Here is a 26319-nt window from a genome sequence, read left to right on the forward strand (position 1 = left end):
GGGCGGCACCCTATCCCACCGCGGTCACCGGAACCCGTACCGCGGCGTCGAAGAGGTAACCGAGCGTGTTGAACCGGGCGACGTCCGGCTGGGTGTTGCCGCGCACGTCGGTGGCCCGGGCCAGGAGCACGTGCTCACCAGCGGTGGGCGTCCAGTCGTACTCCCAGCGCTGCCACACCCCACCCGGTGTCGCCCCGTAGGGCCGGGCGCGCCGCCAGGTCGTACCCCCATCGGTGCTGATCTCGACCTCGCGGATCGGGCCGTCGGCCGACCAGGACCGGCCGGTGAGCCGGGTCCGCACGCCGGCCGGGAAGGTGGCGCCGGGCTCGAGCTCGAAGGCGCTCTTGATCGACTGCCTGTCGAACGGCTGGCCCTCGGCCGGGAAGTCCGGGCCGAACAGGCGGTAGAACTGGGTGTTCCACGGCGAGAACAGCGGTTCGGCGGAGACCTCGATCCGCCCGACCCACTTGATCGAGGAGATGCCGACCCAGTGCGGCACGACCACCCGGACCGGGAAACCGTGGTCCGGCGGGAGCGGTTCGCCGTTGAGCTCGTAGGCGAGGATGACGTCGTCGAACGCCTTGCGCACCGGGAACGGGCGACGGACCGGGCCGAGGTCGACGCCGCCGCTGACGAAGTTCGGGTCGAGGCCGATCGGCTGCACGTCCACGGCGTTCCGGGAGATGCCGGAGCGGCGCAGCAGGGTGGAGAGTCTGACACCCTTCCACCTGCCGACGCCGATCGCGCCGAGCGTCCATGCGGTGCCGGAGACGGTCTGACCCTGCTGGGTGGTGTAGAAGCTGCGTCCGTTGCCGGCGCACTCGATGGCGACCGGCGCGGTCACGGACGGCAGCTTCTTGAGGTCGTCGAGCCCGAAGGTGGCGGACCCGGTGCCACTGCCGGAGATCTCCAACTGCCACGAGTCGGCGGAGATCGTCGGCGTCACCGTGTGGTTGCGAACGAAGAACCGATCCACCGGAACGTAATATCCCTGGTCCTTCAGGGCGGAGAAGCGAGTCTCCGCGTTGGTGCCCAGGGCGCGGAACAACTCGGCAGGGAGGGGCTTGACGATCGGGGTGGCGGCGCGGGCCGGGGAGCCGGGGAGGGTGGCGGCGACACCCGCCGCCGCGGTCAGGGCCAGCAGGTCTCGCCGAGAGAATCCGCGCGTCCGCCCGGCAAGGAAGTCACGCAGTCTGTGCTCGTCGTATGCACGCTCACTCATGCCGAGGGATCCTATCGATTGAGTAGGATAACTGGATAGTCCTGGCGGCATGGATTTCCACTGGTTCCCGCGCGCCGGCGGCGAGCCCACCGGCGTCCGGAGACGGGCGATGCCGGGTGGCCTTGTCGGCCACCCGGCATCTCTGGCGGGGAGTGGAGGCTCTACCTGTTCTGGTCCCCGGCGGGCTCGGTGACCGGCGCGCGGTTGACCGCTTCCCACTCGGTCTGCGACCGCGATGCCCGCGCTGCGTCGTCGTCGAGGTCCCCCTGCGGGCGGCCCGGCCACCAGAAGCGGTCGCCGGTGAGCGTCGCCAGAGCCGGGACCAGCACGGTACGCACGAGCAGCGTGTCCAGCAGCACCCCGATCCCGACGATGACCCCGATCTGGGTGAGCGTGACCACCGGCAGCACACCGAGCACCGCGAACACGGCCGCCAGCAGGATGCCCGCGCTGGTGATGACGGCCCCGGTGACGGCCAGTGCGTGCACCATGCCGTCCTTGGTGCCGCGCGTCGCCGCCTCCTCCTTGGCCCGGGTGACCAGGAAGATGTTGTAGTCGACACCGAGCGCGACCAGGAACAGGAACGAGAACAGCGGCACCGAGTTGTCCAGGGCCGGGTAGTCGAACACGTTCCGGAACAGCCACGCCCCGGCGCCCAGCGACGCCACGAAGCTGACCACCACCGTGACCATCAGCAGGATCGGCGCGACCAGGGCCCGCAGCAGCACGACCAGGACCAGGAACACCACGGCCAGGATCACCGGGACGATCACGGTCAGGTCGTGCCGGGCGGCGTCGCGGGTGTCGAGGGCGGTCGCGACCGTACCCCCGACGAGCGCCTCGCCGTCCAGGCCGTCACGCAGCGCCCGGATGGTGTCGAAGGCCTCGGCGGTGTCCGGGGCCGCCTCCAGCACCGCGCTGATGCTGACCTGGGTCGCGCTCTGCTCGGCGACCCGCGCCTGGGCGACGCCCTCGGTGGCGGACACCGTGGCCAGGACCTGCTCGGCCTTGGCCGGATCGGTCAGGATCACCGCGGGGCCGGCGGCGCCGGCCGGGAAGTACTTGCTGAGCGTCTCCAGCCCCTGCACCGACTCGGCCTCGACGCGGAACTGCTCGGTCTGCGACAGGCCGACCTTGGTGCCGAGCCCGCCGAGGGCGAGCAGACCGAGAACGGCCATCGACGCCGCGGTGACCACCACCGGGCGGCGCACCACGCCACGGCCGACCCGGGCCCAGAAGCCCTTGCCGTCCTCCGGCCCGGACTCGCCGACCCGCGGGATGAACGGCCAGAACAGCTTGCGGCCGCAGATCACCAGAGCGGCCGGCAGCACGGCGAGAGCGAACACGGCCGCGATGGCGACGCCGGCCGCGGCCGAGATGCCGAGCGCCGTGTTGCTCTTCAGGCTGGCCAGCAACAGGGTGAGCAGGGCCAGGATGACCGTGCCGGCGCTCGCCGCGATGGCCGGCCCGGCCCCGCGCAGCGCCTTGGCCATCGCCTCGAACCGGTTCTCGTACCGGTGCAGCTCCTCCCGATAGCGGGAGATCAGCAGCAGCGCGTAGTCGGTGCCGGCGCCGAAGACCAGCACCGTGACGATGCCCGCCGTCGAGCCGTTGATGGCCAGGTCGGTGTGCTGCGACAGGAGCGCGATGACCTTGGCAGCGAGCTGGTCGGCGAATCCCACGACGAACAGCGGCACGACCCACAGGATCGGGCTGCGATAGGTCACCAGCAGCAGGATCGTGACAACGATCACCGTGACGAGCAGCAGCTTGGTGTTCGCCCCGCTGAAGCTGTTGGACAGGTCGGCGCCGAAGCCCGCACCGCCGGTGACCTGCGCGGTCACCCCGTCCGGGAGGCCGTCGCGAACCTTGGCGCGCAGGTCGGCGACGGCGTCGCTGGTGGCGTTGGCGTCACCGGTGGCCGGCAGCGGCACGGTGACGATGGCGGCCTTGCGGTCGTCGGAGAGGATCGGCCGGCCCAGGCCGGAGACCGTGACCAGGTCGGCGTCGGTGAGCGCCTGCCCGCCCTTGGCCACCACGATCAATGCCGGGTTGGTCCGCCCGGACGGCAACTGTCTCTGCAGCTCAGCGACCCGCGTCGACTCGGCCGACGCGGGCAGCGACGACGTCGGGTCGTTGTCGGTCTCGGTGGTCCCGGCAAATCCGAACACGAGCCCGCCGAGCAGCAGGGCCAGCAGGAGCGTCGCCCATGCCCTTCTCATTGCTGGTGCCCCCTAAGGAATTTCTTCAAGAATGAGAATCTTTACCATCGAGATTGTTCACCACTGTGAGCCGATCTGCAACACTTACCGCGTGGAAGGAACCGAGGCCGCGGAACGCACGCGGTTACGCCGGGAGCTGGTCGACCTGCTGAACACGTACAGTGGCGAGGCGCAGCACATCGGTCATGCCTTCGCCGGCCGGCACCGGCTGCACGCCACCGACGTGCACGCGCTACTCGCCGTCATGCAGGCGGAACGCCGCGGCGAGCCGCTCACCCCCGGCCGCCTCGGCGAGACGATCGGCCTGACCTCCGGCGCGACGACGGCCCTCATCGACCGCCTGGAGCGCGGCGGTCACCTCAGGCGCAGCCGGGAGAGCGCCGACCGCCGGGTGGTCCACCTCCGCTACGCCGACGCGGGCATGGCCCTGGCGACGGCCTTCTTCACCCCGTTGGCCCCACGCACCGACGCGGTGATGGCCCAGTTCGGCGTCGACGAGCTGCACACCATCGAGAAGTTCCTGCAGGGCATGATCGGCGCCCTCACCTCCTACCGCGACGAGCTCCGCAACCCCTGACCGTCCGCCACCCTCCGCGGCCGTCCGGTTCCCGCGCCGGCTGTCCTTCGGGTGCGGCTGTGCGGTTCGTTACGGCGCGGCGTTTCTGTTCGCGCACCGGCCGTTCGGCGGGTGCGGCTCTGTGGGTCGATCACCATCGGACCGCCGATCCTGTACGGCCACCGCTCCGACAACCGCACCCATCGGTCCCGGGCCTACCCCGCGGCGCCCCGGCCGGTCCGGGCCGCAACGCGGCCCTCCGGGGCGAATCCGCCCAAGGCGACCTAGGTGACTGGTGTTGATCGCGGGTTGGTCAAGGTCTTGATCGACCCCCGATCAACAACAGTCACCTAGGGTGCCCCGGCCTCATCGCTTCCGGTGCTCCTCGTCCGGGATCGGGGACGCGGGGATGCCTCATGTCCGGTGGGGGCTCGTCGGGCGTACCGGATGAGGGTCGTCGCCCGGAGGGAAAACCTGTGTCGCGGCGTCGCCGCACGGAGCGCGGGGTCGCGGGGTTTGCAACGGAGGTGCACCGGACGGCTGTCACAAGCGCGGCCGGTCGCTGCCGATTGAAGCGGCGTGCCAACCGAGCCCCTCCTCGCCGAAGCCGACGCGTTGCTCGCCCGCGGGCGAGCCCACAACGCCGAACGGCTGCTCGCGCCCTTCGTCGGGCGGGAGCCGGAGAACGTCGGCGCCTGGCACCGGATGACCCGGGCCCGCCTCGACCTCGACGACCTGGCCGGCGCGCTGCTCGCGGCACAGGCCGCGTGGCATCTCGACCCGTACGGCCCGGAGTCGCTGTTCTGGCTGAGCCAGGCCCGGACCCGCCTCGGTGACCACGCCGAGGCGATCGCCGCCGCCGCGGCCGCCTGCCGGGAGGACCCGGGCAACCCGCGCCTGCACAACCGCCTGGCCGAGGCGCAGCTCGCCGCCGGCCTGCCCACCGACGCCGCCGAAGGCCTGCGCTGTGTGGTCGACATGGCGCGCTACGACGCGGATCTGCACGTGACGTACGGGCTGGCCCTGTTCGCGATCGGCCGGCCCCTCAGCGCCCGGGAGGCCCTCGGCCGTGCGCTGACGATCGACCTCGGTCACGCCGGTGCCCGCGCGGCGCTGAAGAGGTTCGACCGTGCGATGAGCGCCGCGATCGACGCCGCCTCGCTGGCCCTGGCCGCCGACGAGTTCGCCGAATCGCTGCGCATCCACCCCAGCCCGCACCCGTCCCGGCGCCCCGGCCCGGGCCGCGAAGCGCTCGGTCACGTAGCCCGGGTCGCGCTCGTCTGGTTCCTCGCCGCGATCGCCGGCGTGGGCATCCTCGAGACGGCCGGACTTCTGGTGGCCCCGTCCACCCTCTACCTGACCCTGTTCTGCGCCGCCGGAGCCGCCGGCTGTGTGTCCACCCTGACCCGCCCGCCCTCTTAGTGCGTCTGGCTCGCCCGTTCCCGTAGTGCGCCTGGCCCATTGGCCTCATAGAGCGCGTAGCTCCTGTGGCCCGCCCTCGTAGTGCGCTTCGCCCGCCGGCCTCATTGAGCGCGCGGCTCCTGATCGCGGCTGCGCGGGCGTCGGCGGCGGCCTCGTTGCGCGGCCGTCGGCGATTCTCTCGCTGCGCAGTCGTCGGCCTCCCAGGGCATGCAGGGGCCGGGGGTTGCGGTGCGGTCAGCGGGAGTCGCGGAGTTGGCGCAGGATGCGGGTCAGGTCGGCGCGGTCGGCCGGGTCGAGGCCGGCGAACAGGCGCTCGCCCTCGGCCGCACGGGCCTCGTTGATGGCCTGCATCGTGGTGACCCCCTGATCGGTCAGCGTCACCAGGGTGGCGCGGCGGTCCGACGGGTCCGGCTTACGGACGGCGAGACCGCGTTTCTCCAGGTCGTCGACGACCTCGGTGGCGGAGCGCGGCGCGATGTGCAGGTGGTCGGCGAGGGCGCTGAGCCGCATCTCGCCGTGCCGGGAGAGGACTCCGAGCGCGCGGGACTGCGACGGTGACACGTGCCAGGGCTCCAGGGCGACACGGACTTGCACACGCAGGCGACGGGTCACCGCCCAGAACGTCTCCAGCAGATTCTCCTCCTCCACGGGAACAATCTAACAGTGACTACCGTTGTTCCCTCATGGTGAGGTAACCTCAGTGTTGTCTCAGCGGTTCGTGGATCGCCTCTTGCGCGGTCACGGGGCGCCTCAGCCGTACCGGAAGGGGTTGTTCTTGGCAGATGGAAAAGGCCGCGGCGCGGCACGCACACTGACCCCCGCGGAGAAGGCGCAGGCCCGCGCCGTCTCGCTGCGCCGCATCGGCGCACTGTTCATCGGCCACCGTCGGCAGCTCGCCGTCGTGGTGGCCGTCATCGTCCTCTCGTCCGTCATCGCGATGGGCTCGCCGTTCCTGCTGCGCGAGGTCATCGACGTCGCTCTTCCCGAGTCCGACGTGCGGCTGCTGTCCCTGCTGGTGGCCGGCATGATCGGGATCGCGGCGGCCACGTCCGCGCTCGGTGTCGTGCAGACGTGGATCTCCACGACCGTCGGCCAGCAGGTCATGCACAGGCTGCGCACCGAGGTGTTCGCGCACCTGCAGCGGCAGTCCGTCGGCTTCTTCACCCGCACGCGCACCGGCGAGGTGCAGTCGCGGATCACCAACGACATCGGCGGCATGCAGCAGGTCGTCACGTCGACCGCCACGTCGGTCGCGGCCAACCTGACGACGGTGATCGCCACCCTGGTCGCGATGACCGCGCTGTCCTGGCAGCTCACCCTGGTGTCCCTGGTCGCGCTGCCACCGGCGATCTACTGGACCCGCCGGGTCGCCCGGATGCGCCAGGCGATCACCGCACAGCGGCAGCGCGAGCTGGCCGACCTCAACGTCATCATCGACGAGGGCCTGTCGATCAGTGGCGTCCAGCTGGCCAAGACGATGGGCGCCGGCAGCCTGCTGACCGAGCGGTTCACCTCCTCGTCGGCTCGTCTCATCGATCTGGAGCTGCGTTCCGAGCTGGCCGGCCGCTGGCGAATGGCCACCATGAACGTCGTCTTCGCGGTCATTCCGGCGGCGATCTACCTGGCCGCGGGCCTGCCGTTCGCCGCCGGGGCGATGAGCATCGGCACGCTCGTGGCGTTCACCGGTCTGCAGGCGGGCCTGTTCCGGCCGCTGATGAGCCTGCTCGACGTCGGCGTGACACTGACCGCCTCACTGGCGCTGTTCCAGCGCATCTTCGAGTATCTCGACCTGCCGGTCGAGATCGCGGAGCCGACGGCGCCCGTGCGGCTCGATCGGGTGCGGGGCCATCTGAGGTTCGAGGACGTCACCTTCGTGTATGGGGACGGCCCCACCGCCGCCCTGGCCGGGGTGAGCCTGGACGTCCCGGCGGGCACGTCACTGGCGCTCGTCGGCGAGACCGGATCCGGCAAGAGCACGATCGCCGCCCTGATCGCCCGCCTCCACGACCCCACGTCGGGCCGTGTGACTATCGACGGCGTCGACCTGCGTGACCTGTCCCTCGACGACCTGGCCGCGACGGTCGGCGTGGTCAGCCAGGAGACGTATCTGCTGCACACCACGATCCGGGAGAATCTGCGGTATGCGAAACCCGACGCCACCGACGCCGAGATCGAGCGGGCTGCCCGGGCAGCGCAGATCCACGAGCTGATCGCGGCCCTGCCCGACGGCTACGACACGATGGTCGGCTCCCGCGGCCACCGCTTCTCCGGCGGCGAGAAACAGCGCCTCGCCATCGCCCGCACGCTGCTGCGCGACCCCCGGATCCTGGTCCTGGACGAGGCGACGAGCGCTTTGGACAACGAAACCGAGCGAGCCGTGCAGAGAGCCTTCGACGAGTTGTCCCGCGGCCGCACCACGGTGACGATCGCCCACCGCCTGTCCACGGTCCGCGACGCCGACCAGATAGCCGTCATCGACCACGGCCGCATCCTGGAGTCCGGCACTCACGAGACGCTGATCGAAGCCGAGGGCCGCTACGCAACACTGGCTCGTTGACCGCGGCGGGTCGCTGTGCAGCGCTGGCTCGTTGACCGTGGCGGGCCACTGCACAGCGCTGGCTCCTTGACCGCGGCAGCCCACTGCACAGCACTGGGCCGGTGGCCGCGGCAGCCCACTGTGCAGCGCTGGCTCGTTGACCGCGGTGGCCGCTGTACAGCGCTGGCTCGTTGACTGCGGCGAGCTGCTGTGTTGCAGAGGCCGTTGACCGCGGTGGCCCGCTGTGCAGCACTGGGTCCGCTGGCCGTAACGGGCCGCTGCGCGGACACTGGGCCGGCTGGTCGTGACGGGCCGCTGTGCAGCGCTGGCCTGCTGGTCGTGGCGGGCCGGGATCTGCTGGGGCCGACGACCCGCCTACCAAGGGTCCCGGCCGTCCCGTCCCGTCTCGTTGAATCGGTGGATGACCTGCCGGCTCGTGTCCTCGTCTGCCTGCACGACCGGGCGAGGGCCGGCACGGCGCGTCCGCCGGCGGACGCGAGCACGACCATGGCCCGCGGCGTAATCGGGATCGGTGAAGCGGTCGTCCGGCGGGTGAAGCGCAGCGGCGGTTGACGTTCCTGATCGCTGAGCCCCGTGCCCTTACTGAATCCACCACCACAACACCGTCCGGGCAGCGTGTCATCGAAGAGCGTGAGCGTTCTTGGTCGGAGCAACTGGTTGGCCGCGATTGGTCGCTGTGCGGTGCTGGTGGAGGAGCCGCAGGGTGGTGCTGGTGGAGGGGCCGTGGCGGCTTGGTGCGTCGTGCAGTCCAGCCCCGCTGATAGTGAGGGGCCGTGATGCGGGGTCGGCTCGCTGATCGTCGCGGGCCGTGTGGCCGGCCCGACCGGGTTGTCGGCGTCAGGCGGTGCGGCGTCAGGCGGTGCGGCGTCAGGCGGTGCGGCGTCAGGCGGTGCGGCGTCTCAGGTCACGAATCTCCATGGGACCGTGCGGAATCAGGCAATAGGGGCCGTGGGCGTCGACGTCTGCCCCGTCGGCGCTGATGGCGGCGTTCGGTGCGAAGAGCGACGGGTCGAGGACGCAGGAGATCCGCGTTCCGGAGCCGGCCGGTGGGCTGAACGCGGCGGGCGGGGCCGACGGGTGTGTTCCGGCGAATTCCTGGCGGAGGCCGGTCTGGTCGTGCCACACCTCCACGACGGTGCGGATGCTCATCGCCGCGGCTGCCCTGGTCTGCCAGTTCATCCGGTGGAGAAGATCGGCCGGTGCCTCGCCCTCGGAAGTGGCCAGGGCTTCCGCCCGATCGTTGGCCACCGAGAACGCGAAGTCCCCGGTGATCTCGGCGGTGACCGGTGAATGGCTCCCCTCCCACCGGGACTCCGGGTGGATCGCGTCGAAGAGGACGACGCCCAGCACCCCGTCGACCAGGCGCGGGTCATCTCGGGCCACATAGAAATACATGCCGGGCCGCCGCCGGACCGACTCGTCGAACTCGAGGACCTCAATGTGGGAGGCATCGTATTCCGGCAACTCGGCCATGCCGCAAGCCTACCGGCACGGGCCGTCGGCCCCGGCAGCGCGAATTGCCCTCCACGAAGGTCGTCGTCAGCGGCTCCACTCCGGACAGCGCCTCTGACCGGGCCCTGAAGACGCCCCTCGGTCGGGCGATGCCAGCGCAGGCGGCGGCGACGGCAAACGGCGGCAACGGTGGCGCTGGTGGCGATGGCTGTGACGGTGGCGCCGACGGCGGTGACGGCAACGGTGGCGGTGGTGGTGGGATAGAGGCGGTGATGTGGGATTCAGCCCGGCGGTCGCGTTTCGGCCCGGTGCCGCAGCCACCTTGCGGGGTAGCTGCGGGACTGGAGTGGCCGTACTGGATCAGGCGGTTTTGAACTTGTCGAAGTGGACGACCTCGTCGAGGGGGCGGCGTTTCGGCTCGGACCAGCGGCCCTTGCTCGGGTGACCGAGAGGGATCAGTGCCATCGTCAGGGCGTCCTCGGGAAGGCCCAGCAGGTTGCGGACCTCCTCCTCGTGCCCGATGTGCAGGGTGGTGAGGGTCGCGCCGAGGCCGTGGGCGCGGGCCGCGAGGATCAGGTGCTGCACCGCGCCGTAGATCGAGGAGCCGAGGCGCGGGTTGGTCGACTTCGCGGCGCCGAGGAGCACCGGGATGATCCAGACCGGCGCCTCCTCCAGGTGGTTGGCGAGGTGGTCGGCGGCGAGGAAGCTGCGCTTGCTCATCGGGCCGCCGTCGGGGGCGCCGAGGATCTGCTCGCGGCGGGAACCGTAGTGACGCTCCCAGCCCTCCCGGTACCAGCCGGCGATCTGCTTCTTGATCTCCGGGTCGCGGACCACGATCCAGGCCCAGAACTGGCCGTTCCCCGCGGAAGGCCCGCGGATCGCGGCGTCCAGGATGGCGCGGATCACGTCGTCGTCGATCGGCTCGGTGGACAGGTAACGGCGGGCCGGCGTCGAGTGCAACGCCTCGAGCAGGGGGAGGGCGCCCGGGTCGGGAGAGGTCATGGCCGAAGCCTACTGACCGGTAGCTCCGGGTGCGCGGGGGCGGGTCACGCCGGCTGGTTGCCGGCGTAGGAGCCGCTCGGGCGGAAGCGGCTCGGCCGGTCGCCATACTCCTCGAGGGCGTGCGCGAGCCAGCCGGCGGTGCGAGCCACCGCGAAGATCGCCTCGCCGGCGTCGGCCGGCATGCCATGGTGCAGGGCGAGTGCGGCCAGCGCGAGGTCGACGTTGGCCGGCGTGCCCGATCGGGTACGCATGGTCTCGTCGAGCTGCAGCGCCGCGCTCTTGACCGGGCCGTCGTCGAGCAGATCGAACAGCGCCGTGGCACGCGGATCGCCGGTCGGGTAGAGCGGATGCCCGAATCCCGGCACCGGCACCCCCGAACGCAGGCGGTCGGAGATGGTGGCGAGCGGGCCCGGGCCGTTGACCGCTTCTTCCACCAGGGGGTACGCCAAACCGCTCGCCGCCCCGTGCAGAGGCCCGTCGAGTGCGGCCAGCCCGGCGCTGACCACCGCGTAGGGGTGGGCGCGGGTGGACGCCGCGATCCGGGCGGCAAGCGTCGACGCCGCGATGTCGTGGTCGGCGAGCAGGATCAGCGCGGCGTTGAGCAGGCGCAATCCGGTCTCGGTGGGTTTCCTCGAGGTGAGCCGCAGCCACAGCGTGTGGGCGAACGGCACGGGGCGGACCGGGATGCCGCTGATGGGCGGCAGGCCCTGCGCCATGGCGGCGAGCAGCTGCCGGCCGGTCGCGACCACGGCGGCGGGTGACGTGTCGAAGCGCAGCGGGTCGGCGGCGGCTGCTGCGGCGACGGTCACGCGGAGGCGGTCGGTGAGCCGGGCCGTTTCGGGCAGGCGGCTGGTCACGTCCATGACGAGGCGGCGTAGCTCAGGATCGACCGGGAACGGGACGTCGTCGAGGTCGCCGGTCCACAGCAGGGTGGCGACCGCCTCGTAACTGCTGGTGCGAGCCAGCACGGTGGCGTCACGGCCGCGGAAGAACAGGTTGTCGTCCTTGATCAGGGTGATCCCGGTCTGGATGCCGGGGGTGGTCGTTCGTCGTCGTCCGGCCAGGAACGCATCGACGTCGGGTTTCGCGAACAGGCTGTTCTTGCCGTCGGCGTTGCGGCGGCTGGTGAGTAGACCTCGGCTGACATACGCGTAGACGGTGGCGGGTTTGACGCCCAAGAGGATAGCGACCTCTTCAGTGGTCAACAGCGTTTGCGCGGTCATGTCGTCATCCTCTCATGTTGACTGGATCAATATTGACATCAACACTTGACGAATCCAGATTGAAGTCATGTTGACAGTCAACCCAGGACTTGCCGGTGTCGTCGCGTTCGACACCGAGATCGCCGAACCCGACCGGAACGGCGGGGCACTGCGGTACCGCGGTGTCGACATCAACTCCCTCGCCGGGTCCGTGTCGTACGGCGACGTGTGGGGGTTGCTCGTCGATGGTGACTTCACCCGCGGACTTCCGGTAGCGGAGCACCTCCAGCCTGTGGACAACTCCGGAGACCTCCGGGCCGACGTGCAGGCCGCGGTCGCCCTCCTGGCCCCGCGCTGGGGACTGCGCCAGCTGATCGACATCCCGGATGAGCAGGCCCGGGAGGACTTGGCGCGTACGTCGGCGGCGGTTCTGTCGTACGTCGCCCAGGCCGCCCGGGTGACGTTCCCGCCGGCCGCCCGCGAGCCGTTCCGCTCGCCGGCCGGCGCCGCTTCGTCGCTTTCCGGACCCTCCGCGGTGCCGCGGCAACTCGTCGAGGCCGGGCGGACCGCGACCGAACGGTTCATGATCGAGTGGCAGGGCGAGCCGGACCCGCGGCACGTGGCGGCCATCGACCGGTACTGGATCTGCGCGGCCGAGCACGGCATGAACGCCTCCACGTTCACCGGCCGGGTCGTGGCCAGCACCGGCGCCGACGCCCCCGCCTGCCTGTCCGCGGCGATCGCGGCACTGTCCGGCCCGCTGCACGGTGGAGCCCCCTCCCGGGCGCTCGGCATGATCGAGGCCGTCGAGTCCGGCCTCGACGCGCGCCGCTATGTGCGGCAGGTGCTGGACTCCGGCCGTCGGCTGATGGGCTTCGGGCACGCCATCTACCGCGCCGAGGACCCGCGGGCCCGGATCCTGCGGGACGCCGCCCGCGAACTGGCCGCCCCGCGCTACGAGGTCGCCCGCGAACTGGAGCTCGCAGCCCTGGCCGAACTGCGCGAGCGCAAACCGGACCGGGTCCTGGAGACCAACGTCGAGTTCTGGGCCGCGGTGATCCTGGACTTCGCCGGCGTGCCCGCCGACATGTTCGCGGCCATGTTCACTTGTGCCCGGACGGCCGGATGGAGCGCGCACATCCTGGAACAGAAGCGCCTCGGCAAGATCATCCGCCCGTCCGCGGACTACGTGGGCCCCGGCGAGCGCGACGCCGATCTGGTGGCCGGCTGGCCCGAGGCCCGGTGACTCGTCCGGTTTCCGTCAAACGGCCGAAGCGGTGGCAGGGCAGGCGTTTCGGTGACCGGATGAGTGCTCGCGGGGTGATGGCGGGTGGTCTGCCGGGTGCGGTGCGGCGAGTTGGGAGAGGTCCGCCACAATACCGACACAGCGGACAACCGCATCCAAACCACGTGCGGTCTGGTTATCGGGTCGGAGGGCGCCGCCGAGCGCGGCGCTCCGGCCGGCGGTTCACCGGCGGCCATGCCGATCATGCGGAAGGCACTCGATGGTTGTCACCTCACGGGGAACCGAGCCTGGCGGCCCGCACGAGACCCCACCCGGCCGATCGCAGCACCCCTTGCAGACGATCACCGACCCGGCCACGCCGGCGAGGACGACCGTGGTGCTCGGCCGCGCGACGGCAGCCGTGAACCGGGGGGCCCGCCGGCGGCCGGCGTTGAGCGCGATGCTCGTGGTGGCCGGCCTCGGCGCGATCGTCGTCTCGGTCGCCGGGCCGGGGGCGGCAGCGCCGGAGTTCCGTACCCCGACGGCAGTGGTGACGGGCACGCCTTCGGTGCAGGTGTCCGCCGCCGCGGTGTACACGGGTCTCGCGCCGTACGCGCCGCCCGCGCCGGCCGAGGGCCCGCTGCCACCGAGCCCTCGCATCTCGCCGTCGGGTGTCCCGAACGGATCGCCCTCGCCGGTCCCGTCGGTCACCGACGAGAATGCCGCCGTGCTGTCCGGCGTGCGTGAACTGCCCTCGGAGAAAGCGCCCACGGGCGCGGTGACGAGGACTTTCACCGATCCCACCGGTGCGCCGTCCACCGCGGCGACGGCCTCGATCACCCTCGGCGAACCGCGCGGGGGCGAGACCGTCACCGCGGCGACGGTCGTCAGCGGGACCGCCGACATGCCCGACGACCATCAGGTCTGGCTGCTGTCGCGGCACGGCGCGGGTGCCTACCGTGTCGAGGGTCCCTGCCGGGGAGGACGGAGTTTCACCTGCGGCCCGGTGACGCTGGACAGCGGCGGTGACGACACGTTCCTGCTCACGACAGTCGTTGTCGACCCGGCGACGGCGCGGACGCTGCAGGCCGGCGAGACCCGCGACAGCCTGCCTGTCGGTCTGGCGCACAGCGAGGTCACCGTCCGCCGCTCGGCCGCCTGAGCAGGATGGCTGCGGTGAGCAGGATGGCCGCGGCGAGCAGGATGGCCGCGGCGAGCAGGATGGCCGCGGTGAGCAGAACGGCCGGCTGAGCGACTTGGCTGCCCGGGCCGGTCGGGTCGTCTGTGCCGCTCGGGCCGCCTGAGTAAGTCGGCCGCCTGAGCCATTGGGCCGCCTGAGCAGAGCGGACACCGGGGCGACCGCCCACCCGGGGGAGGGTGGCACGTGGGGTGGTGGAGCGGTCCGGGCGATGCTTCCGCCCGGACCGTGTCCTCCTCGAACGAGGGTCAGGCGGCTACGCGGGCCAGCATGGGGCGGACGAGGCCGGCGAACTCGTTCGGGCGTTCGATCTGTGGCATGTGGCCGGTGCGCGCGAACATGTGCGACTGGGCGTGCGGGAACGCGGCCCGGGCCGCCGCCAGGTGTTTGCTCGGGAGGATCAGGTCTCGGTCGCCCCAGACGAGCATGGTCGGCTTCGTGGCAGCGGACACCCGGGCCAGCAACTCGGTTCGCCAGGTGGCGGCGATACCCCCGAGACCGCCGAGGGCCTTGGCGATCTCCAGGTAGACGGGGGCGAAGTCCGGCTGCCGGGAGATCTTGATGGCCATGGCGATGCGCTCCGGGGTGACCAGGGCGCGGTCGGCGAAGATCATGCGTTCCATCCGGGGCGCGGTGATCCGGTCGATGCGGCGCAGCATCTGGCGGCCCAGACCGGGCACGGCCAACATGCGCAGCGCCGTCGTCACCTCCTTGCCGAAGCCGGCGCTGTTGACCAGAGTCAGTGTGGACACGCGGTCGGGCGTGGCGGCGAGCATGCTCATCGACACGGCACCGCCGAGCGAGTTTCCCATCAGGTGTACGGGCCGGGTCTCACCGATCGTGTCGAGCGTCGCCCACACCCCGTCGGCGAGGACGTCCAGGGTGGTGGGGGCGGGCAGGCGCTGGGACAGGCCGAACCCGGGCATGTCGATGCTGATGACACGATATTCGTTGTCGAGAAGCGGGTGCTGGAGCGCCCAGTCCTCCAGACTGCGGCCGATGCCGTGCAGTAGTACCACGGGCGGGGCGGCCGGATCGCCTGTTGCGTGGAAACGGATGCGCGTACCCCGTACGTCCTCGAATCTCATCTTTTGATCACCGCCGGGCGCGCCCCGCGGGAGGAGGCGGCGACGGTGGCCGCGCGGACGATCCGGGCATGACCGACCGGCAGGAGCCGGGCGAGGAGGTCCGGCGCTTTGGCGCTGGACGCGATGAGCAGCCGGGCCTTCCGCTTCGCGACGGCCCGCAGAATCTGTTCCGCGGCCTTCTCCGGGGGATAGCTGAGCAGCGCGGCGAAGAGCTTGCGATTGGGCTCGATCTCTTCCGGGGGTACGTGTGAGCCGACCAGAGCGGACTCGGCGATACGTGTTCTGATCCCGCCGGGGTGAACAGTGGTCACACCGACTCCGTTGTCGATGAGCTCGCCCCGCAGCGATTCACTGAGTCCGCGCAGTGCGAACTTGCTCGCGCAGTAGGCGCTCTGGCCGGGCGGCGCGATCAGCCCGAACAGGCTCGACACGTTGACCAGGTGCCCGCCGGGCGTGGCGGTGAGCGCCGGCAGCAGCGCGTGCGTGAGCAGCATCGGCGCGCGGAAGTTGACGTTCATGACCTGCTCGAACTGGTCGATCGACACCTGGTCGAAGCGGCCGCCGAGCGCGATGCCGGCGTTGTTGACGAGCAGTCCGATCGCCGGGTGCTCGGCCAGCACCCGCGCGGCGAGGGCCTCGACGGCGGCCCGGTCGGCAAGGTCGGCGACGACGGTCTGCACGCTGATCGCGGGATGCGCGGCCCGGATCCGCTCGGCGACCGGGTGCAGCCGGCTCTCGTCGACATCGGCCAGGACCAGGTCGCTGCCGCGGTGGGCCAGCCCGTAGGCGAGCTGTTCGCCGATGCCGCTGGCCGCTCCGGTGAGCACGGCGGTGCGACCGGCGAACCGGTACTCGGGGAGTCGTGTCATGAGACCACCTCTTCGGGTACGACGGGAGCGGGCAGGCGGGTGAACTCCATGTCCCGGGTGACGTCGGCGCGCGGTGTGGCGAGGACGTCGCGCAGATAGTTCTGCCGGACGATCCACGGGTCGCGGTCACCCTGGCGGGGAAAGATGTCGAGGGCTCGCTGCACGTACCCGGACGAGAGGTCGAGCAGCGGGCGGCCGGTGCCGCCCGGCGCGGTAGGGGCCGCCGCCGCGTAGCCGTGGCGTTCCATGTGGTCGAGGAGTTTCAGCAGGTATCGGTGGGACAGGTCGGCGCGCAGCGTCCAGGACGCGTTGACGTAGCCGATGCAGTAGGCGAAGTTCGGGACGCCACCGAGCATCAGGCCGCGGTACGAGGCGGACTTCCCGAGGTCGACCGGGTCGCCGTCGACGGACAGCCGGATGCCGCCGACCGGAAGCAGGGACAGTCCGGTCGCCGAGACGACGATGTCGGCATCGAGTGTCGTTCCCGACCGGAGGCGGATGCCCCCGGGGACGAACGTGTCGATGTGGTCGGTGACGACCGAGGCGCGGCCACTGGTGATGGACGTGTAGAGGTCCCCGGACGGGATCACGCAGAGCCGCTGGTCCCAGGGGTCGTAGTGCGGTTTGAAGTGCTCGTCCACGTACGCCGGATTCTTGAGGAAGTGCACGGCGACGGCCCGCAGCGCGCGGCGGACCAGCTTCGGCCGGCGTTTCGCGAGCTGGTAGAAGCCCTGCGTGACCAGGATGTTCTTGGCGCGCGCCACGCGGTTCGCCGCCTTCGGCGGGAGGACACGGCGGGCGGCGTCGGCGATCACGTCCCGATTCGGCAGTGGCGTGACGTACGACGGGGAGCGCTGCAGCATCGTCACGTGCGCCGCTTCGGCGGCCATGGCCGGCACCAGGGTGACCGCGGTGGCGCCGCTGCCGATGATGACCACGCGCTTGCCGCGGTAGTCGAGGTCCTCCGGCCAGAACTGGGGGTGCACCAGCGTGCCGGTGAAGTCGTCCAGTCCGGGGAAGTCCGGGCGGTAGCCCTCGTCGTAGTTGTAATAGCCGGCGCACCCGTAGAGGAATCTGCAGGTCAGGGTGGATCCGTCGGCGGTGTGCACGGTCCAGCGGGCGTCCGCCGAGGACCAGTCGGCACCGATCACCCGGGTCTTGAAGCGGATGTGCCGGGTGATGCCGGCCTCGTCGGCGGTGTCCTCGATGTAACGGCGGATCTTGTCGCCGGAGGCCAGCGACTCGGGCTCGCGCCACGGCCGGAACGGGTAGCTGAGCGTGTACATGTCCGAGTCGGATCGGACTCCGGGGTAGCGGAACAGGTCCCAGGTGCCGCCGATCGCGTCGCGGGCCTCGAGGATGGCGTAGGTGTCCTGCGGGCGCTGGCGGGACAGTCGCCAGGCGGCGCCGATGCCGGACAGTCCGGCGCCGATTATCAGGACGTCGAAGTGCTGGTGGTCATCCATGTGAGGCCTCCTCGCCCGCTGCCACTCGTTGCCCCGCGGTCGGTTGCCCGGCTGCCGCTTGCCCCGCAGCCGGTTGCCCGCCCGCCGGGTGCCCCGCGGTCGGTTGCCCGGCCGCCGATTGGGCTGCGGTCGGTTGCCCGGCCGCCGGTTGGGCTGCGGCTACCCGCGCTGTCGGGTCGTCTGTTGCGGGCTGATTCGCCGGTGGGAACCACGGGGGTGTTCCGGTGCCGGAGATGCGGATGCCGCCCCACGGATCCGGGTCGCTCAGCTTCACGGCGGTCTCCGGGGAGCCGGGAACGACGAGGGTTGCCTTCCGCAGGCCGGAGCCGACCCGTTCGCGCAGCACGTCGTGTGGCCCGGTGCGGCCGGCCCAGCGGAATCGACCCTCGATCGGCTCGAAGCGGGCGGACATCCGGATCTCGACGGGGACCGGGCCGTCGTCGAGGCGCAACGTGGCCGGACCTCGATACTCCTCATCACCTGCATCGACTGGATCAACATCGACTGGATCAACATCGACTGGATCAACATTGACCGAATCAACGTTGAGCGCGTCAACATTGATCGGTTCAACACTGTTCGGGCCCGTGCTCACTGATCTCTCGCCCACCCTTCGTGTGCCGCAAGTCCGCCGGGGACGTCGGCGGCCCTGCGCATGCCGGCGATACCACTCCAGAGGAACGTGGTCAGGTAGTCACCGAGGGCCTCGCGGCTGATCGGCTGTTGTTGACGCAGCCACCAGTCACCGACCGACTGGACGTAGCCGACCACGCCGTACGCCCATGGCAGCGCCGCCCCGGAGTCGAGGCCCAGGGCCCGCAGCCGGTCGCCGAAGATCCGGGCCAGGCCGCTGGCCACGGTGTCCATCACGTCGGCGACCACGTCCCGGTGGCGGGCGATGTCCGGCTGGTGCACGACGAACCGGTACAGGTTGAGGTCGGCCTCGATGTGCGCCAGGTAGACGTCGATGGCGGCGCCGACGACGGCCCGCTCCTCCCGGACGGCCGCGACCGCCGGGACCATCGCCTCGATCAGCGTCGCCCCGGCCTGCTGGCCGACGGCGAGCCACAGTTCCGACTTGTCGGCGAAGTAGCGGTAGAGGACCGGCTTGCTGACCCCGGCGTGCGCGGCGATGGCGCCCATGCCGACATCCGGCCCGTGCAGCCGGATCGCCTCGATCGCCGCGGTCGTCAACTCCGCCCGGCGCTGTTCACGATGACCGTCCCAGCGGCCGCGGCGGCCGTCCGACCTGCGGGGATTGACGGGTGGAGTGGCGGAGTTCATAGTACAAGAAGTAACTGTTACCGCCGGTAACGTCAAGATGCTCGGGAGGATCGGATGACGACCACCACTCCGCCTGATCGTGACCGCACCGCCACCCGGCTGCTCCGTTCCTCGGCCGAGCACTCCTACGACCCCGAGGTGGAGATCGACTGGGAGGCGCCGCTGGTCCCCGGGAAGTACTTCGTCCCGCCGCACCGCTCCAGCCTCTACGGCACCGCCCTCTGGGACCGGATGACCGAGGAGCAGCGCATCGAGCTCACCAAGCACGAGGTCGCGAGCATCGCGGGCCTGGGCGTCTGGTTCGAGACGATCCTGATGCAGCTGCTCATCCGCGAGTACTTCAAACAGGACCCGACCGCCCCGCACGCCCAGTACGCGCTCACCGAGATCGCCGACGAGTGCCGCCACTCGGTCATGTTCGGCCGCATGATCGCCCGCCTCGGCGCGCCGCTCTACCAGCCGACCGGCGTCAACCAGTGGCTCGGCAAATGGATCGCCCACACCGGCGTCGGCCCGCGCATGTACGCGGCCATCCTCATCGCCGAGGAGATCCTGGACACCCTGCAGCGCGAGGCGATGAACGACGAGAACGTGCAGCCCCTGGTCCGGATGGTGTCGCGGATCCACGTCGTCGAGGAGGCCCGGCACGTCCGGTACGCCCGCGAGGAGCTCGCCCGGCAGATCCGCGCCGCCGGCCGCGGGCGGCTCGCCTTCGACCGGCTGGTGATCGGGCGCGCCGCGTACCTCACCGGCACTCGCCTGATCGATCCCCGCGTCTACCGGGCCGTCGGCCTCGACCCGGAGGAGGGCCGCCGCGCCGCCCGGGCCAACCCCCACCACCGCGAGACGATGCGCTGGGCCGGGGAGCGGGTCGTCACCTTCCTCACCGACCTCGACCTGATCGGCGGCCCGGGCACCACCCTGTGGCACGCCTCCGGCCTGCTCCCGCGCGTCACCCCGGCCTGAAGCCTTCCACCGTCACACCGCCAGCAACCGGGCCGCCCGTTCCTCGTCGACACCGCCACGCCAGGAGGCGAGGGGCAGCGTGATGTCCGACCGGGGTGCACCGCGCTGCGCCCGGGACGCCGCGTGGATCTCGCCGACCGGCACGAAACGGTCCCAGGACGGTGGGGTCGCGGTCCCACGGAGCAGGCCGAGCTCGGCGAGCCCGATGAGGATGCCGTAACGCTGGTAGCGGTCCGTGGCGGGCACGATCCGGGCGCGGGCCATCTCCTTCTCCAGGGCGCCCGGAGTGGTTCCGGCGCCCTGGCGGCGGATGAGCTCCAACAGAGCCCGCAGCCGCGCCCGGTCGTCCTCGACCGGTGACGGCAGACCGTCGTGGACGGCCGCCTCCAGATCGGGCAGGTACTTCGCCGGCAGCTCGTTCCAGGCCCAGCCCAGCGAGAGCCGGACCAGCTCGTGCGTCACGTCGATGTCCGTCACCGGGCCCAGGCCGCAGTCGGGCACTCCACCGTCGGCGCGGGGCGCGTGCTCCAGGAAGCGGGCCCAGCCATAGGAGATGATCGGCTGCCGTCCCCGTGGCGCGCTGCCGAGCCCGGCGACGAAGGCCGCCAGCACCGCATTCTCGTCGAGCGTCGTGACCAGCTCGACGACCCGGTTCACGATGCGGTGATCAGTCCACCGCTCGGTCATGCACACCGGCCACCCGTCGGCGCGGGCCGCGTCCATGTCGGCCGGTGTGGCGGGCTCGGCCACGCCTTTCACCGATCCGGTCCGGGACAGCCGGTACCCGTAACAGCGCATCAAACGGGCCAGCTCGTCACCGACCGGAACCCGTCTCGGCGCGTCGGCCATCGCTCCTCCATCGATTCGCGGACGGCGCCGCACGACGGGCGCCCCGGTCGGCGAATCCTCTCAGCGTGGCGCCGGGCGCAAGATCGGCGGGTCGTCCCGGTCCGCAGGCGCGCGCGGCCGCCGTCGCCCGGAACGGCTAGATTCAAGATCATGAGTGAGCGATCGTACGGTCGGCGCGACCTGATCGAGGCGTACCTGGCCACGCGTGACGGGCACGGGTACGGCGGCTACTACCCGGAGTCGTCGGCCTACAATGCCGCGCTCCGGCCCAACACGAGGCCATGCTCGGCGGGCTGCAGCGGCTCTTCGGGCTGGTACTGAGCCGGGACGGCGTACCGGAGCGGGTGCTGTTCGTGCTCTTCGAGTCGACGGTCCGGTCGCTGCTGGCACAGACCACGCCGTGGTCCGGTTTCCTCGAGGCCGGCCTGCTGGTCAAGCGACTCGAAGCCACCGGTGGACCCGGCGCCCGGGTGATGGCGGCGAGTGACCGCATCTGGTCCCGCAAGGACGAGTCCCGCGAGGACCACCTGCTGATCCTCGACGAGTTGCTCGCCGTCTTCCTCGGCGACCGTGCCGATCACGTCTTCACCGCCGCGGACCTGGTCGCCGTCGGTGTCGACCCGACCCCGCCGACCACCGAGCAGTACCCCCTCTACGAGGACTGACCCACTACCCGCCGTAACCGTCCTGGCCTGCGGTGACGCACGTCGCGTCAGGTGCGGGAAGGTTTCGGCGGGGTTGCCGGTGTCCCACCTCCGGCTGGCTGGGCGGTACTGGCGGACGGGCGTCCGGTTCGGGACGGTCGGCCGGTGGGCGACGGCTGCACGGTGTGCGAAATTGTCGCGACGTTCCGCACTGTCGCGTGGGACGGCGTGAACGGTGAACCGCCGGGGGAGAAGACGAGATGGACGAGGCTCTGGTGGCCTACAACGCCGGGCGGGTGGACGGGGCCGCCGGATACCGGGACCCGCAGATCGCGCAAGATCCGGAGGTCGGTGCCGATTACCGGGTCGGCGTGCTGGACGGCCGGATCGCGGCGTTCCATCTCATCATGGAGGTGCGAGGGATCCTCGGGGTCGAGGGCTCACTCTTCGAGCGCCCGGACGATGTCTCCGAATCATGATCAACAGCTCACAACAGCAGCTCGCAGCCAAGTGATCGGCCGTTATTCTGGCTGAAACATTCACTTGGCGGTCCCGAAACCCGGCCTTAGGACTCTTGCACCGGACGGCGGCACAGGATGGGGACCGGATGATCGAGGGCGCACTGGCCGGCTTCACCGTGGCGGTTACCGCGGAACGGCGCCGGAACGAGATGACTGCTCTACTGGAACGACGCGGAGCACGAGTGATCAGCGCACCCGCGATCACGATCATCCCACTGATCGACGACGATGCGCTGCACGCGGCGACGGCGGCCTGCATCGGCCTTGAACCGCATCTGGTGGTCGCCACCACCGGGTTCGGGTTCCGCGGCTGGCTGGAGGCGGCCGAGGGCTGGGGGCTGGCCGAGACGCTGCGGGAGTCGCTGCGCAACGCGCGGATCATCGCCCGCGGCCCGAAACCGTGCGGCGCGATCCGCGCGGCCGGGCTCATCGAGGACTGGGCGGCCAAGACCGAAGCCTCCGAGGAGGTGCTCGAACGGCTGCTCAGCGACGGCGTGGCCGGGCTCCGGATTGTCGTGCAGGAGCACGGTGAGCCGCAGACCGAGTTCGTGAAAGCGCTGCGCACGGCCGGAGCGGCGGTCGTCGAGGTGCCGGTCTACCGCTGGGCGTTGCCACCCGACGTGGCCCCGGTGCGCCGGCTCGCCGAGCAGGTGGCAGCCGGCCAGATCGACGCGGTGACGTTCACCAGCGCGCCCGCGGTCAAGGCGTTCCTGCAGATCGCCGAGGAGGCGAAGGCGGACGTCGCGACGGCGTTCGGCTTCCGGACACTCGCGGCGTGCGTCGGGCCGGTGACGGCGGCGCCGCTGGTCGAGCGCGGCATCCCCACGGTGATGCCGGAGCGTTACCGTCTGGGCGCGCTCATCAAGACGGTCACCGACGAGCTGCCGCGGCGCGCGGTCCGGCTCCAGGTCGCCGGGACGACCCTGGAGGTACGCGGCCACGCCGTCCTGATCGACGAGGTGCCACACGCGCTCGCCCCCGCGGCGATGTCGATCCTCTCCGCGCTGGCCCGCAGGCCCGGCGCCGTCGTCTCGAAGGAGCAGCTGGCATCGGCCCTGCCCAGGGGCAACGACGGTCACGCGGTCGACGTGGCGGTGGCCCGGTTGCGTGCCGCTCTGGGCTCCGGCAAGCACATCGAGACGGTCATCAAACGGGGTTACCGTCTACGCATTGACGAGGCCGCCTGACGAGTCCGCGTCAGCTCGACCCGATCAACACGTCAACTCAATCAACCTGATCCACACGATCAATACGTCAACCGAAGCCATCTGATCAACACGTCAACATGGGCAACACGTCGACCTGAGTGAGACGTCGACCTGAGTGAGACGTCGACCTGAGTGAGACGTCGACCTGAGTGAGACGTCGACCTGAGTGAGACGTCGACCTGAGCAACACGTCGACCTGTGTAAGCGGCCAATAGGAATCGGCGCTTGGCGGTCGGCTTGAATCCGGCGACGAGGCCGGGTCTGGAAGCGCCCGATGTCCATGCCGGGCCACCAGGACAAGACGTTGAACCAGCAACGGCCGGCGCGGTCATCGGGCATCACCCCGGGGACTGTCCGGGCCGGAACGAACCGCGAGCCTGATGCGATGCCGGGCCGCTCCCCACCGCAATGCCTTGAGGAGATGCCCCATGAGCGAGTACCCCACCCTGATCGCGGTCGCCCACGGCACCCGCTCACCCGCCGGCCGTCGGCAGATCCAGCAGCTGGCCGCCTCGGTGGCCCGCCGCCGGCCCGGCCTGGACGTCCGACTCTGCTACGTCGACGTGCAGGAGCCCAAGGTCGCCGACGTGGTCGCCGGAGTGATGGACGAGCAGAAGGCGAGCCGCGGCCACTTCGAGCGGCAGGCGGTTGGGGGTTGGGGCGGCTTCGAGGGGCAGGCCGCCGTCGTGGTCCCGCTGCTGCTGTCCTGTGGGTATCACGTTCGGGTCGACATCGCTGACGCTGTCGCCGGGACCGGGTTTCCGGTCACCTCGCCGCTCGGGCCGGATGACGTCTTCCTGGACAGTCTGCGCCGTAACGTGCCGGCCCACGCCGACGCGACGGTGCTGGCGTCCGCCGGTTCGTCGGATCCGCTGTGGGTGCAGGGCATCCGGGAGGTGGCGGCCGAGCTTCCCGGCCGGGTCGAGCTGGGTTACACCTCCGGCAGTGGGCCGCGGGTCGCCGAAGTCGTGGCGCGACTGCGGGCCGACGGGGCGAAGAACGTCGCCATCGCCGCCTATCTGCTGGCCGAAGGGCTCTTCTACCGCACGCTCCACAACGCCGGCGCCGACTCGGTGACCCCTCCGCTGTGCCACGACGCGCAGGTCGCCGACCTGGTTCTGCGTCGGTTCGATAGCGCAATCCTCACAACCGTCCGTAGCGGTTTGTAGTCACAACCGTGCTGGGGCCGTTGTAGGGATTCCTGAACAACAGCGTCACCGCTAAGCGTCGTAAGGGTTAACGGCGAGCCGAGAACATCTTCGGTGTGACGGCGACCCAGACGCATTGCCCGTACTGCGCCCTGCAGTGCGGAATGACGCTGACGCCCGAGCTTCCCACACGACTGGGGATGCCGGGTGTCCGGCTCGAGCCGGCCGAGTTCCCGGTCAACCGGGGCGGCCTGTGCGCCAAGGGCTTCACCGCGGCGGACCTGCTGGACCACCCGGACCGGCTGCTGACGCCGCTGGTCCGCAAGGAGCCCGGCAACCGCGAGTCTCCCCTGCGGGAGGCGTCCTGGGACGAGGCGTACGAGCGGATCGTGACCGCGATCCGGGGCAGCCAGGACGAGTTCGGCCCGGACAGTGTCGGCGCCTTCGGTGGCGGCGGGCTGACGAACGAGAAGGCGTACGCGCTCGGCAAGTTCGTGCGGGTGGCCCTGCGGTCGTCGGCGATCGACTACAACGGGCGGTTCTGCATGTCGAGCGCGGCGACCGCGGCGAACCGGGCCCTCGGCATCGACCGCGGCCTGCCGTTCCCCCTGGCCGACGTGGCCGAGGCGCGAACGGTGCTGCTGGTCGGTGCGAACCCGGCCGACGCGATGCCGCCGTCCATGCAGTACCTGGACGCGGGACGGGCGAACGGTGCCAAGCACATCGTGGTGGATCCGCGACGCACCAACACGGCCAACGGCGCTCACCTGCACCTGCAGCCGCTGCCCGGCACCGACCTGGCGCTCGCGAACGGGATGCTGCACATCGCGATCCGCGAGGGCTGGGTCGACGAGAAGTACATCGAGGAGCGGACGGAGGGCTTCGCGGCCGTCAGATCTGCGACGAACTCGTACTGGCCGGAGCGGGTCGAGCGGATGACCGGCGTCCCGGAGGCGCAACTGCGCGAGACCGTGCGACTGCTCGCCACCGAGGGCCCGAGCATGATCCTCACCGCCCGGGGCGCCGAGCAGCACAGCAACGGCACCGACACCGCGCAGGCGTGGCTCAACCTGGCGCTCGCGCTGGGCCTGGTCGGCCGGCCCTTCGCCGGGTACGGCACGATCACCGGGCAGGGCAACGGGCAGGGCGGGCGCGAGCACGGGCAGAAGGCCGACCAGTTGCCCGGTTACCGCCGGCTCGACGACCCGGCGGCGCGAGCGCACGTCGCCGCGGTGTGGGGCATCGAACCCGATGAGCTGCCACGGCCGGGCCTCTCGGCGTACGAGATGATCTCGCGAATAAGGACGGACGGCGGCGTCCGTGTCCTGTGGGTCCTGGCCAGCAACCTCGTCGTGTCCGCCCCGCATACCAACAACGTCGTACAGAAGCTCAAGGATCTTGATTTTCTGGTCGTCTCGGACATCTTCCGGTCGGAGACCGCCGAGCTCGCCGACGTCGTCCTCCCGACCGCCCAGTGGGCGGAGGAGGAGGGCACGATGACCAACCTCGAGGGCCGGGTGATCCGGCGGAAGATGGCGCTGCCGCCTCCGCCGCTGGTCAAGAGCGACCTGACGGTGCTCAACGAGCTGGCCGGGCACCTCGGTCGCGGTGGGTTCTTCACCGACGAGCCGCGTGCGGTGTTCGAGGAGTTGCGCCGGGCCAGCGCCGGCGGGATCGCCGACTACGCCGGCATCACCTACGAGCGCATCGAGGAGGAGCAGGGCGTCTTCTGGCCGTGCCCGGACGAGACCCACCCGGGGACGCCGCGGCTGTTCGGTGAGAGCTTCCCGACGGCCTCCGGCCGCGCCAGGTTCGTCCGGGTCGATCATCGCGACGCGGCCGAGCTTCCCGATTCGACCTTCCCGTACGTGCTGACGACCGGCCGCAACATGCAGCAGTACCAGAGCGGCAACCAGACCAGACGGGTACGGGCGCTCACCGTGGCGCTGCCCGAACCGCGTGCCGAGATCCACCCCGACCTGGCCCGCCGGCACGGGATCGCCGACGGTGACCTGGTCGAGTTGCGCAGCCGCCGGGGCGCCGCGACGTTGCGGGCCCGCCTCAGTGACGGCATTCGCCCGGACACGGTGTTCGCGCCGTTCCACTGGCCCGGTGCGAACGCGCTGACCAATCCGGCACTCGACCCCCACTCGAAGATGCCCGCCTTCAAGGTGTGCGCGATCGCCCTGGCCAAAGCCGAAGACGGGAGCTTCTGACC

25 protein-coding genes are annotated in these 26319 nt (G+C 70.9%); 13 read left to right on the plus strand and 12 right to left on the minus strand.

Annotated features, from left to right (window positions below; translation table 11 throughout):
* Positions 1–10 precede the first annotated feature (10 nt).
* Positions 11–1222: a sulfite oxidase gene (locus ACQPZW_RS14865; RefSeq protein WP_433795457.1), complete on the minus strand. Its 1212-nt coding sequence runs from the start codon at positions 1220–1222 to the stop codon at positions 11–13.
* Between the two features lie 161 nt (positions 1223–1383).
* Positions 1384–3444: an MMPL family transporter gene (locus ACQPZW_RS14870; protein WP_433795458.1), complete on the minus strand. Its 2061-nt coding sequence runs from the start codon at positions 3442–3444 to the stop codon at positions 1384–1386.
* A gap of 91 nt (positions 3445–3535) precedes the next feature.
* On the opposite strand from ACQPZW_RS14870, the gene ACQPZW_RS14875 reads away from it, so the two are divergent.
* Both ACQPZW_RS14875 and ACQPZW_RS14880 read left to right on the plus strand, forming a co-directional pair.
* Complete coding sequence (locus tag ACQPZW_RS14875; protein ID WP_433795459.1) at positions 3536–4021, plus strand: MarR family winged helix-turn-helix transcriptional regulator; 486 nt, start codon at positions 3536–3538, stop codon at positions 4019–4021.
* A gap of 558 nt (positions 4022–4579) precedes the next feature.
* Positions 4580–5422 carry a tetratricopeptide repeat protein gene (locus ACQPZW_RS14880; protein WP_433795460.1) on the plus strand — a complete coding sequence of 281 codons (843 nt, stop codon included), beginning with the start codon at positions 4580–4582 and terminating at the stop codon, positions 5420–5422.
* A 234-nt stretch (positions 5423–5656) separates the two neighbouring features.
* Here the strand turns inward: ACQPZW_RS14880 and ACQPZW_RS14885 are convergent, their stop codons facing one another.
* Positions 5657–6070 carry a MarR family winged helix-turn-helix transcriptional regulator gene (locus ACQPZW_RS14885; protein ID WP_433795461.1) on the minus strand — a complete coding sequence of 138 codons (414 nt, stop codon included), beginning with the start codon at positions 6068–6070 and terminating at the stop codon, positions 5657–5659.
* Positions 6071–6233: 163 nt separating this feature from the next.
* Here ACQPZW_RS14885 and ACQPZW_RS14890 point away from each other — a divergent pair, with 163 nt between their 5' ends.
* On the plus strand, positions 6234–7979 hold the full coding sequence (locus ACQPZW_RS14890) for an ABC transporter ATP-binding protein (RefSeq protein WP_433797541.1): 1746 nt from the start codon (positions 6234–6236) through the stop codon (positions 7977–7979).
* An 882-nt stretch (positions 7980–8861) separates the two neighbouring features.
* Here the strand turns inward: ACQPZW_RS14890 and ACQPZW_RS14895 are convergent.
* The 3 genes from ACQPZW_RS14895 to ACQPZW_RS14905 all read right to left on the minus strand — a co-directional run bounded on the left by ACQPZW_RS14895 (position 8862) and on the right by ACQPZW_RS14905 (position 11656).
* Positions 8862–9452, minus strand: a complete 591-nt coding sequence (locus ACQPZW_RS14895) for a hypothetical protein (protein WP_433795462.1) — start codon at positions 9450–9452, stop codon at positions 8862–8864.
* A 339-nt stretch (positions 9453–9791) separates the two neighbouring features.
* Entirely contained in the window at positions 9792–10433 is a 642-nt protein-coding gene (locus tag ACQPZW_RS14900) for a nitroreductase family protein (protein WP_433795463.1), read from the minus strand.
* A gap of 44 nt (positions 10434–10477) precedes the next feature.
* Positions 10478–11656: a citrate synthase gene (locus tag ACQPZW_RS14905; RefSeq protein WP_433795464.1), complete on the minus strand. Its 1179-nt coding sequence runs from the start codon at positions 11654–11656 to the stop codon at positions 10478–10480.
* Positions 11657–11723: 67 nt separating this feature from the next.
* Here ACQPZW_RS14905 and ACQPZW_RS14910 point away from each other — a divergent pair, with 67 nt between their 5' ends.
* Positions 11724–12881: a citrate synthase 2 gene (locus ACQPZW_RS14910; protein ID WP_433795465.1), complete on the plus strand. Its 1158-nt coding sequence runs from the start codon at positions 11724–11726 to the stop codon at positions 12879–12881.
* A 331-nt stretch (positions 12882–13212) separates the two neighbouring features.
* Entirely contained in the window at positions 13213–14022 is an 810-nt protein-coding gene (locus ACQPZW_RS14915) for a hypothetical protein (protein ID WP_433795466.1), read from the plus strand.
* 284 nt (positions 14023–14306) lie between these two features.
* Here ACQPZW_RS14915 and ACQPZW_RS14920 read toward each other — a convergent pair whose 3' ends face one another.
* The 4 genes from ACQPZW_RS14920 to ACQPZW_RS14935 are packed head-to-tail and all read right to left on the minus strand — an operon-like array spanning position 14307 to position 17932.
* A complete protein-coding gene (locus ACQPZW_RS14920; RefSeq protein WP_433795467.1) occupies positions 14307–15146 on the minus strand; it encodes an alpha/beta fold hydrolase in 840 nt (279 codons plus the stop codon).
* Positions 15143–16015, minus strand: a complete 873-nt coding sequence (locus tag ACQPZW_RS14925) for an SDR family NAD(P)-dependent oxidoreductase (protein WP_433795468.1) — start codon at positions 16013–16015, stop codon at positions 15143–15145. The genes ACQPZW_RS14920 and ACQPZW_RS14925 overlap by 4 nt, the downstream gene beginning before the upstream one ends.
* Entirely contained in the window at positions 16012–17481 is a 1470-nt protein-coding gene (locus tag ACQPZW_RS14930) for a flavin-containing monooxygenase (protein ID WP_433795469.1), read from the minus strand. Before ACQPZW_RS14930 ends, ACQPZW_RS14925 begins: the two co-directional genes overlap by 4 nt.
* Positions 17474–17932, minus strand: a complete 459-nt coding sequence (locus ACQPZW_RS14935; RefSeq protein WP_433797542.1) for a DUF4873 domain-containing protein — start codon at positions 17930–17932, stop codon at positions 17474–17476. The genes ACQPZW_RS14930 and ACQPZW_RS14935 overlap by 8 nt, the downstream gene beginning before the upstream one ends.
* Here ACQPZW_RS14935 and ACQPZW_RS14940 point away from each other — a divergent pair.
* Entirely contained in the window at positions 17831–18079 is a 249-nt protein-coding gene (locus tag ACQPZW_RS14940) for a hypothetical protein (protein WP_433797903.1), read from the plus strand. The two genes, ACQPZW_RS14935 and ACQPZW_RS14940, sit on opposite strands and share 102 nt — an antisense overlap.
* Here the strand turns inward: ACQPZW_RS14940 and ACQPZW_RS14945 are convergent.
* Entirely contained in the window at positions 18073–18765 is a 693-nt protein-coding gene (locus ACQPZW_RS14945; protein WP_433795470.1) for a TetR/AcrR family transcriptional regulator, read from the minus strand. The genes ACQPZW_RS14940 and ACQPZW_RS14945 overlap by 7 nt on opposite strands.
* 54 nt (positions 18766–18819) lie before the next feature.
* Here ACQPZW_RS14945 and ACQPZW_RS14950 point away from each other — a divergent pair, with 54 nt between their 5' ends.
* Complete coding sequence (locus tag ACQPZW_RS14950) at positions 18820–19731, plus strand: AurF N-oxygenase family protein (protein ID WP_433795471.1); 912 nt, start codon at positions 18820–18822, stop codon at positions 19729–19731.
* Positions 19732–19743: 12 nt separating this feature from the next.
* On the opposite strand, the gene ACQPZW_RS14955 is transcribed toward ACQPZW_RS14950, so the two are convergent.
* Entirely contained in the window at positions 19744–20580 is an 837-nt protein-coding gene (locus tag ACQPZW_RS14955; protein WP_433795472.1) for a hypothetical protein, read from the minus strand.
* A 150-nt stretch (positions 20581–20730) separates the two neighbouring features.
* Here ACQPZW_RS14955 and ACQPZW_RS14960 point away from each other — a divergent pair, with 150 nt between their 5' ends.
* The 6 genes from ACQPZW_RS14960 to ACQPZW_RS14985 all read left to right on the plus strand — a co-directional run bounded on the left by ACQPZW_RS14960 (position 20731) and on the right by ACQPZW_RS14985 (position 26317).
* Positions 20731–20901: a hypothetical protein gene (locus ACQPZW_RS14960; RefSeq protein ID WP_433795473.1), complete on the plus strand. Its 171-nt coding sequence runs from the start codon at positions 20731–20733 to the stop codon at positions 20899–20901.
* Positions 20862–21245 (plus strand): hypothetical protein, encoded by a 384-nt coding sequence (locus ACQPZW_RS14965; RefSeq protein ID WP_433795474.1) that lies wholly within the window; start codon positions 20862–20864, stop codon positions 21243–21245. The genes ACQPZW_RS14960 and ACQPZW_RS14965 overlap by 40 nt, the downstream gene beginning before the upstream one ends.
* 239 nt (positions 21246–21484) lie before the next feature.
* Entirely contained in the window at positions 21485–21703 is a 219-nt protein-coding gene (locus ACQPZW_RS14970) for a hypothetical protein (RefSeq protein WP_433795475.1), read from the plus strand.
* A 131-nt stretch (positions 21704–21834) separates the two neighbouring features.
* Positions 21835–22932 carry a uroporphyrinogen-III synthase gene (locus ACQPZW_RS14975; protein WP_433797543.1) on the plus strand — a complete coding sequence of 366 codons (1098 nt, stop codon included), beginning with the start codon at positions 21835–21837 and terminating at the stop codon, positions 22930–22932.
* A gap of 449 nt (positions 22933–23381) precedes the next feature.
* Complete coding sequence (locus tag ACQPZW_RS14980; RefSeq protein WP_433795476.1) at positions 23382–24122, plus strand: sirohydrochlorin chelatase; 741 nt, start codon at positions 23382–23384, stop codon at positions 24120–24122.
* 143 nt (positions 24123–24265) lie between these two features.
* Positions 24266–26317: a molybdopterin oxidoreductase family protein gene (locus ACQPZW_RS14985; RefSeq protein ID WP_433797544.1), complete on the plus strand. Its 2052-nt coding sequence runs from the start codon at positions 24266–24268 to the stop codon at positions 26315–26317.
* Positions 26318–26319 lie beyond the last annotated feature (2 nt).

The organism is Actinoplanes sp. CA-252034 (assembly GCF_050956125.1).
In the GTDB taxonomy this organism is placed as follows: Bacteria; Actinomycetota; Actinomycetes; order Mycobacteriales; family Micromonosporaceae; genus Actinoplanes.

Bases quoted from the DNA above. Each gene is read 5' to 3' on its own strand.
- ACQPZW_RS14865 (WP_433795457.1), bottom strand. From the start codon at position 1,222: ATGAGTGAGCGTGCATACGACGAGCACAGACTGCGTGACTTCCTTGCC.
- ACQPZW_RS14870 (WP_433795458.1), bottom strand. From the start codon at position 3,444: ATGAGAAGGGCATGGGCGACGCTCCTGCTGGCCCTGCTGCTCGGCGGG.
- ACQPZW_RS14895 (WP_433795462.1), bottom strand. From the start codon at position 9,452: ATGGCCGAGTTGCCGGAATACGATGCCTCCCACATTGAGGTCCTCGAG.
- ACQPZW_RS14900 (WP_433795463.1), bottom strand. From the start codon at position 10,433: ATGACCTCTCCCGACCCGGGCGCCCTCCCCCTGCTCGAGGCGTTGCAC.
- ACQPZW_RS14905 (WP_433795464.1), bottom strand. From the start codon at position 11,656: ATGACCGCGCAAACGCTGTTGACCACTGAAGAGGTCGCTATCCTCTTG.
- ACQPZW_RS14910 (WP_433795465.1), top strand. From the start codon at position 11,724: ATGTTGACAGTCAACCCAGGACTTGCCGGTGTCGTCGCGTTCGACACC.
- ACQPZW_RS14920 (WP_433795467.1), bottom strand. From the start codon at position 15,146: ATGAGATTCGAGGACGTACGGGGTACGCGCATCCGTTTCCACGCAACA.
- ACQPZW_RS14925 (WP_433795468.1), bottom strand. From the start codon at position 16,015: ATGACACGACTCCCCGAGTACCGGTTCGCCGGTCGCACCGCCGTGCTC.
- ACQPZW_RS14930 (WP_433795469.1), bottom strand. From the start codon at position 17,481: ATGGATGACCACCAGCACTTCGACGTCCTGATAATCGGCGCCGGACTG.
- ACQPZW_RS14945 (WP_433795470.1), bottom strand. From the start codon at position 18,765: ATGAACTCCGCCACTCCACCCGTCAATCCCCGCAGGTCGGACGGCCGC.
- ACQPZW_RS14950 (WP_433795471.1), top strand. From the start codon at position 18,820: ATGACGACCACCACTCCGCCTGATCGTGACCGCACCGCCACCCGGCTG.
- ACQPZW_RS14955 (WP_433795472.1), bottom strand. From the start codon at position 20,580: ATGGCCGACGCGCCGAGACGGGTTCCGGTCGGTGACGAGCTGGCCCGT.
- ACQPZW_RS14960 (WP_433795473.1), top strand. From the start codon at position 20,731: ATGAGTGAGCGATCGTACGGTCGGCGCGACCTGATCGAGGCGTACCTG.
- ACQPZW_RS14965 (WP_433795474.1), top strand. From the start codon at position 20,862: ATGCTCGGCGGGCTGCAGCGGCTCTTCGGGCTGGTACTGAGCCGGGAC.
- ACQPZW_RS14970 (WP_433795475.1), top strand. From the start codon at position 21,485: ATGGACGAGGCTCTGGTGGCCTACAACGCCGGGCGGGTGGACGGGGCC.
- ACQPZW_RS14980 (WP_433795476.1), top strand. From the start codon at position 23,382: ATGAGCGAGTACCCCACCCTGATCGCGGTCGCCCACGGCACCCGCTCA.
- ACQPZW_RS14985 (WP_433797544.1), top strand. From the start codon at position 24,266: ATGACGCTGACGCCCGAGCTTCCCACACGACTGGGGATGCCGGGTGTC.